Annotated in this window: 7 protein-coding genes; 4 read left to right on the top strand and 3 right to left on the bottom strand. The window is 54.8% G+C overall.

All coding sequences use genetic code 11. The features are described 5' to 3' along the window. From NG42_RS23330 to NG42_RS04390, 4 genes are all read left to right on the top strand, one after another. A partial coding sequence (locus tag NG42_RS23330; RefSeq protein ID WP_241488302.1) for a PTS sugar transporter subunit IIA occupies window positions 1–858 on the top strand: 858 nt, incomplete at its 5' end. A 99-nt stretch (window positions 859–957) separates the two neighbouring features. Then, window positions 958–2,112: a mannitol-1-phosphate 5-dehydrogenase gene (gene mtlD / locus NG42_RS04400; RefSeq protein WP_052898197.1), complete on the top strand. Its 1,155-nt coding sequence runs from the start codon at window positions 958–960 to the stop codon at window positions 2,110–2,112. A 45-nt stretch (window positions 2,113–2,157) separates the two neighbouring features. Then, entirely contained in the window at window positions 2,158–2,703 is a 546-nt protein-coding gene (mtlR, locus tag NG42_RS04395; RefSeq protein WP_156322118.1) for a mannitol operon repressor MtlR, read from the top strand. Between the two features lie 65 nt (window positions 2,704–2,768). Further along, complete coding sequence (locus NG42_RS04390; RefSeq protein ID WP_052898061.1) at window positions 2,769–3,131, top strand: YibL family ribosome-associated protein; 363 nt, start codon at window positions 2,769–2,771, stop codon at window positions 3,129–3,131. A 71-nt stretch (window positions 3,132–3,202) separates the two neighbouring features. On the opposite strand, the gene NG42_RS04385 is transcribed toward NG42_RS04390, so the two are convergent. Genes NG42_RS04385 through NG42_RS04375 form a run of 3 tightly spaced genes read right to left on the bottom strand, consistent with a single transcriptional unit; the run spans window position 3,203 to window position 6,803 of the window. Next, a complete protein-coding gene (locus tag NG42_RS04385) occupies window positions 3,203–4,270 on the bottom strand; it encodes a sugar ABC transporter substrate-binding protein (protein WP_052898060.1) in 1,068 nt (355 codons plus the stop codon). A 32-nt stretch (window positions 4,271–4,302) separates the two neighbouring features. Next, the gene (locus tag NG42_RS04380; protein WP_052898059.1) at window positions 4,303–5,301 is read right to left on the bottom strand and encodes an ABC transporter permease; all 999 of its coding nucleotides are present in this window, start codon (window positions 5,299–5,301) and stop codon (window positions 4,303–4,305) included. After that, window positions 5,298–6,803: a sugar ABC transporter ATP-binding protein gene (locus tag NG42_RS04375; protein ID WP_052898058.1), complete on the bottom strand. Its 1,506-nt coding sequence runs from the start codon at window positions 6,801–6,803 to the stop codon at window positions 5,298–5,300. Before NG42_RS04375 ends, NG42_RS04380 begins: the two co-directional genes overlap by 4 nt. Window positions 6,804–6,994 lie beyond the last annotated feature (191 nt).

Here is a 6,994-nt window from a genome sequence, read left to right as displayed (position 1 = left end):
CAGTCCAAAGGCCAGCACGGCACCGCCGTTGCCGCAGCTGATGGTCTGAACAGCGACCTGAGCCACGTGCATAAAATCATCGTTGCCTGCGACGCCGGTATGGGTTCCAGCGCGATGGGTGCTGGCGTGCTGCGTAAGAAAGTCAACGACGCCGGTCTGAGCAATATTTCCGTGACCAATAGCGCTATCAACAGCCTGCCGGGCGATGTCGATCTGGTGATTACTCACCGCGACCTGACCGAACGGGCGATGCGCCAGGCTCCTCATGCGCAGCATATTTCGCTGACCAACTTCCTCGACAGCGGCCTGTACACTGACCTGACTTCGCGTCTGGTTGAGGCCAACCGGTCAGCCGATCATCGTGAAAAAGTGATGACCACGCTGAATGACAGCTTCGACGAAGGTCAGGATCATCTGTTCAGACTGGGCGAAGGCAATATTTTCCTGGGTCTACAGGCAACAGAGAAAGAGCAGGCGATTCGCTTTGCCGGTGAGCAGCTGGTGAAAGGCGGTTATGTCGAGCCGGAATATGTGCAGGCGATGCTGGACCGTGAGAAATTAACCCCGACTTATCTTGGTGAGTCGATTGCGGTACCGCACGGCACGGTTGAAGCGAAAGATCGCGTGTTGAAAACCGGTGTGGTGTTCTGCCAGTATCCACAAGGTGTACGCTTTGGCGAAGAAGAGGACGATATCGCGCGTCTGGTTATCGGCATCGCGGCACGTAATAATGAGCACATTCAGGTGATTACCAGCCTGACCAACGCGCTGGATGATGACAGCGTGATTGAGAAGCTGGCGGCCACCACCAGCGTGCAGGAAGTTCTGGATCTGCTGTCAGGTAAAAAATCGGTCTGATTAATCAGGCGGATAACACTTTCCCAGGGGCTGCGCATGCCCAGCCCCTCATTCGGGCCAGGCATGCCTGGCCCTTTGATCGTTTAAATGGGTAAAAATATGAAAGCTCTACATTTTGGTGCAGGTAACATTGGCCGTGGCTTTATTGGTAAATTGCTGGCAGATGCCGGTATCGAACTGGTTTTTGCGGATGTGAATCAGGCGGTGCTGGATGCGCTAAATGCGCGTCACGAGTATCCGGTTCATGTGGTGGGTGAAAATGCCCAGCTTGAGACGGTAAAAGGCGTCAGCGCCGTTAACAGCACCAGTGAGGAGATTATCACGCTGATTGCTGAGGTTGATATCGTTACCACGGCGGTTGGTCCGCAGATTCTTGAGCGCATCGCGGGTAGTGTCGCGCAGGGACTGGCCAAACGCAGTGATAGCGGTAATGTCCGCCCGTTAAATATTATTGCCTGTGAGAATATGGTGCGCGGCACCAGCCAGCTGAAACAGCACGTGCTAAAAGCGCTGCCGGAACAGTATCACGCCTGGACTGAACAGCATGTCGGCTTTGTCGATTCTGCCGTCGACCGTATTGTTCCGCCGTCCGAGGCTGGCAGCAGCGATGTCCTGGAAGTCACGGTTGAGACCTTCAGCGAATGGATTGTTGATAAGACCCAGTTTAAAGGCGAGCTACCGGATATTCCGGGCATGGAACTAACTGACAATCTGATGGCATTTGTCGAACGTAAACTGTTTACCCTGAATACCGGCCATGCCATCACCGCCTATCTCGGTCAGCTGGCGGGGCATCAGACCATTCGCGATGCGATTCTCGATGAAAAAGTGCGTCAGGTGGTGAAGGGCGCGATGCAGGAGAGCGGTGAAGTTCTGATTAAACGTTATGGTTTCGATGCCGCTAAACATGCTGCCTATATCGAAAAAATCCTTGGCCGCTTTGAAAATCCGTATCTGAAGGATGATGTTGAGCGCGTTGGCCGCCAGCCGCTGCGCAAATTAAGTGCGGGCGATCGCCTGATTAAACCGACCCTTGGCACGCTGGAATATCAGCTGCCGCATGACAACCTCGTTATCGGTATTGCTGCCGCGATGCACTACCGCAGCGAACAGGATCCGCAGGCACAAGAGCTGGTGGCGCTGCTGGATCAGCTGGGGCCGCAGGCGACGCTGGCGCAGGTCTCCGGGCTGGATGCCAACAGTGAGGTGGTTGCCGCTGTGGTGCAGGCTTATGACGGCCTCACCGCAAAATAATTGGCGAGGCAGCAAGGGCACGGCTCTGCTGTGCCCTCAGGCGCAATGACAGATATGCAGGCGATAATGGAAGAGAAGCAGGCTTTTGAAAATCGGGTGCTTGAGCGCCTGAATGCCGGTCGTTCGGTGAGAAGCTTTCTGATCGCCGCGGTAGAGCTGTTGGCCGAAGCGGTCAACATGCTGGTTATCCAGGTGTTTCGCAAGGACGATTATGCGGTGAAATATGCCGTCGAGCCGCTGTTATTGGGCGATGGCCCGCTGGGCGAACTCTCGGTGCGCCTGAAGCTGATTTACGGCCTTGGGGTGATTAACCGCAACGAATACGAAGATTGCGAACTGTTAATGGCCTTGCGGGAAGAGCTGAACGACGATGCCACGGAATATCGCTTTACTGATGATGAGATCCTCGGCCCTTTTGGCGAACTGCATTGCGTCAGTGGGCTACCGCCTCAGCCGCATTGGGTCAGCGAAGATGACGAACTGCGCGCCATGCAACGTCAGCGCTATCTGCAAGTGGTGCGCTCCACGATGGTGCTTTCCCTGACCGAACTGATTTCCCGCATCAGTATGAAACAAGCCTTTAAAAAGTAACGCCGCGAGCAGATGAATTTTGGTGTATCCTTTGCCGCATAGCGTCAATTTATCAGGTAACAATCATGAAAGAGCAGGAAAAAGCAGAAATTAAACGTCTGAGCGATCAGCTTGATGCCCTGAATCACAAAGAGCCAGCGCTGCTGGAATCCGGTGATGCAGAGAAACTCGGCGAACTGCTGAAAGAGAAAGATAAGCTGTTGGCTGAGATCGAACGTCTGAAAGGCGTGCGTGAGCAGAAGCTCAGCCTCGAAGCGCAGAAGTTGCAGCAGTTACCGTTCAGCCGTGCCATCACCAAGAAAGAGCAGGCTGATATGGGTGGCCTGAAGAAAGCGGTACGCGGCATTGTGGTGGTTCACCCGATGACCGCGCTGGGCCGTGAGATGGGTCTGAAAGAGATGACCGGTTTCGCCAAAAAAGCGTTTTAATCAAGCCGGGCCGGCGTTCTCGCCGCTGCTGGAATTTTATGGGTCGCATTTATGCGACCCATTTTTTTAGCTTATTTCTTTGCGTACTGCGCTTCTAAAGTGGCAAACCATGGGGCAATAAAGTCATCAGTCTGACCCCAGCCCGGAATGATGTTACTGAGCGTCGCGACATTCACCGCACCTTGCTGGCTGGTGAGCAGCGATTGAGGGAGTGCAGCCGCTTTAAACTCATAAGTCGCAGGCGTTGATTCACCGGCAATCTTATTGGCAATCAGACGCATATTCACTGCGCCAATCAGTTTGGTATCCACCGCTACGCTGCTGACCCACGGACTGTTCGGCTGACGCATCAGTTGCAGATCCTGGTTAGAGATATCAATACTGTACAGTTTGATCTCGGTACGGCCATTCTCTTGCAGCGCTTTGTAAGCACCCTGACTGAACGCGTCCCAGGTTCCCCAGATCGCATCAATTTTGCCTTTCGGATACTTCGCCAGAATCGCGCCAACTTTATTCGCCGTATCGCCCTGCACGTCAGAAGAGACCGCACCAATTGATTCCAGCTGTTTGATTTCCGGCCAGGTTTTTTGCAGTTTTTCAAATTCGGCCTGACGACGTTCCATCGCCGGGAAGCCCGCCACCCATAGTTTGACGATATTGGCCTTACCGTTAAAGTCTTTCGCCAGCTGGCTGATGGAGAGATTCGCCAACGAGGCGTCATCCTGCTGAGAAACCGTCACGCCCGCGACGTCACTGTTTACCGGCGTATCAAACACCGCCACTTTGATGCCTGCATCGGCAATGCGTTTTACCAGCGCGGTTGAGTACGGGTCGCGACCGTGGGAGAGAATAATGCCGTCATATTTCTGGCTGATGGCCTGATTAACAAAATCCTGGAAGCGCGCATCGTCGCCGTTGCTGAGGAAGGTGCTGACTTTAAAGCCCAGCTTCTTACCTTCCTGAATCGCCCCGGCAACAAATTGCGTGGTGTTATCGTCCGAACCGAGGTTACGGATCACCGCTACGCGGATTGGGCCATCATGGTTAGCGATAGCCGCCGGAACCGGAGTAGGTGCGGCAAAAGCAGGAACCGCGGTCAGCAGGCTCAGAGCCAGCAGCGATGTCGTTATTTTTTTCATTATCATTCCTGTGATTTACAGTGAGCAGCGCGTTAGCGGCGCTGGATATAAGTGATTGCCAGCGCGACCGCCAGCACTAACCCTTTAATAATGTCCATCGCGTAGTACGGCACGGAAAGCATCACCAGGCCATTTTGCAGCACACCAAGGATCACAGCGCCCAGTAAGGTTCCCAGCGCATTCGGTTTACCAGAACCCGCCAGCGACAGGCCAATCCACGCCGCCGCCACCGCATCCATCAGATAGCCGCCACCGGCGTTAACCTGCGAAGAACCGATACGCGAAGCCAGCAGAATGCCGCCGAGGCCCGCCAGCAGTGAAGCAATCACATACGCTGCCACACGGTAGCGAGTAGTGCGAATACCGGAAAGCCGCGCGGCTTCCGCATTGCCACCAATCGCGTACATCCGCCGACCATGCCTGGTCAACGACAGCAGCAGTTGGGCAACCACCGTCACCGCCAGCATAATAATCACGATAGTCGGCACCTGGCCGAGCAGGGAAAAACCGGCCGGAATCGTGCCTTCGGCCATATCGCCACTCGGCAGCACCATATTTTCGGTAATCGAACCGCCGAAACTGTAGGTCATCGCCACACCCTGCACGACAAACAGACTGGCCAGCGTGGCCAGCATGTCGGGAATTTTCAGCACCACAATCATAAAGGCGTTAAACAGACCGACCAGCGTGCAGAGCAGCAGCGTCACCACAATCGCCTGCGTCGAACCAAAGCCATACCAGACGAACAGGGAAATCACCAGCGAGTTAGCCAGTGACGCCGTGGACCCAACTGACAGGTCGAAACCGCCGATGGTCAGCGAAACCGAAACGCCGATGGCAATCACCGTCACGATGGCGATAGAGCGTAAAATATTGATGATATTATTAGGATCGAGGAAGCTGTCTGATGCCAGGCCAAAACCGGCAATCAGTGCCACTACCGTCAGCAACATTCCCCACTTGTAGAGAAATTCAAAAAACTGGTGACGCCACGATGGCGTCCCTTTCAGGGAAATGTCTTTGCTGCTCACGCAGGGGTTCCTCCGGTGGAATAAAGTAAAAGCGTCTCTTCGTCGACGTGACGCGCATCCATTTCGGCAACAATACGGCCATCCCATAGCACGCAAATGCGATCGCACAGTCCAACCAGCTCGGCGAATTCTCCGGAGGCATAAATCACCCCTTTCCCTTCGCGTGCCAGCCGATCGATCAGCACAAATAAATCAGTTTTGGCTTTAACATCAACGCCTTTCGTTGGCTCATCAAAAATCAGCACGTCAGCGTTATTGCGCAGCCATTTGCCGATCGCCACTTTTTGCTGATTACCGCCCGACAAGCGGCGCAGCGTCTGCTGTGGCCCGGTGGTGCGGATGCCAAGCCGGGTAATGATCTCCTCAGCCCAGCGGCGCGCCGCGGTACGGGAAAAGAAGCCGAAACGGGAGAAACTGTTATCCGCGTTGACGCTGAGGTTCATGCTGACCGGCTCGTCGATAAAAATGCCCTCTTTGCGCCGCTCTTCCGGCACCAGCGCCAGCCCTTTTTCAACCGAGGCATGGGGAGAAGCGGGTTTCCACGCTTTACCGTGCAGTTCGCCGCTGCGCACCCGGCTGCGGCTGGCACCAAACAGCGCCTTGCACAGTTCGGTTTTACCGGCACCGGCCAGACCGGCAATACCCAGAATCTCACCCTTGCGCAGCGACAGAGAGATATCCTGCAACAGCTTATCGTCGTGCAGGCCTTCAATGCTCAGCAGGGTTTCGCCCTGCAAATCAGGACGGCGCGGCGGATAAATATCCTCCAGCTGATGACCGAGCATTTTTTCAACGATCTGCTCGCCGCTCAGGTTTTGCATCGGCCCGCTTTCAATCAGACGACCATCGCGCAGCACGGTGAGCTTGTCACAAATCGCTTTCAGCTCATGGATACGGTGAGAAATAAACACCACGCCAATACCGTTGCGCTGCAAACGGCGCACCACGCTGAATAGCCGCTCGCTTTCATGCTGATCGAGCGGCGCGGTCGGTTCATCGAGGATCAGGAAGCGGCAGCGGTGGGATAGCGCTCGCGCCAGCAGAATTTGCTGTTTTTCCGCCAGTGAACACTGATCGATGCGACGGTTCACATCAATCTGCACATCCAGCTGCGCCAGCAGTTCACGTGCCTGACGGCGAATCTGGCCCCAGCGATACAGCTGCCCGCCTTCAGCCAGCCGGTCCAGCATGATGTTTTCCGCCACGCTGAGCGTCGGCACCAGCGCCACATCCACTTCCTGCTGCACCAGATGAATACCCAGCTGTTTCGCATCGCGCGGCGAGTTGATCGCCACCACTTTGCCATCCAGCAAAATATCGCCATGATAATGGCTATACGCCCCCGACAGCACCGCCATCAGCGTCGATTTTCCCGCGCCGTTGGCTCCCGTCAGCGCATGGATCGACCCCCCTTCGAGGGTGAAATCCACCTCAGTCAGCGCTGCGAAACCGCCAAAAGCGATGGAAATGTTGTGCATTTCAAGGCGATTTAACAGGGTCATCAGGATTTCTGCTCTCGGATTTTAGCGCCAGGTTGGTCGCATTCTTATCGGAATGATTGCTCTCGGCAACCAACGAAAGCGCATAAGCTAACACAAAATGTTATTAGCCATCCAGACATCCAGACATAACAGAGAGATAGCGCAGAGAAAAAGAGAATTTGCAGAATGAATCTGATAACAATTCGGATAAA

The organism is Winslowiella iniecta, from assembly GCF_001267535.1.
In the GTDB taxonomy this organism is placed as follows: Bacteria; Pseudomonadota; Gammaproteobacteria; order Enterobacterales; family Enterobacteriaceae; genus Erwinia; species Erwinia iniecta.
Note: the sequence above shows the minus strand (reverse complement) of the source record. Positions and strands in the feature narration are given on the sequence as shown.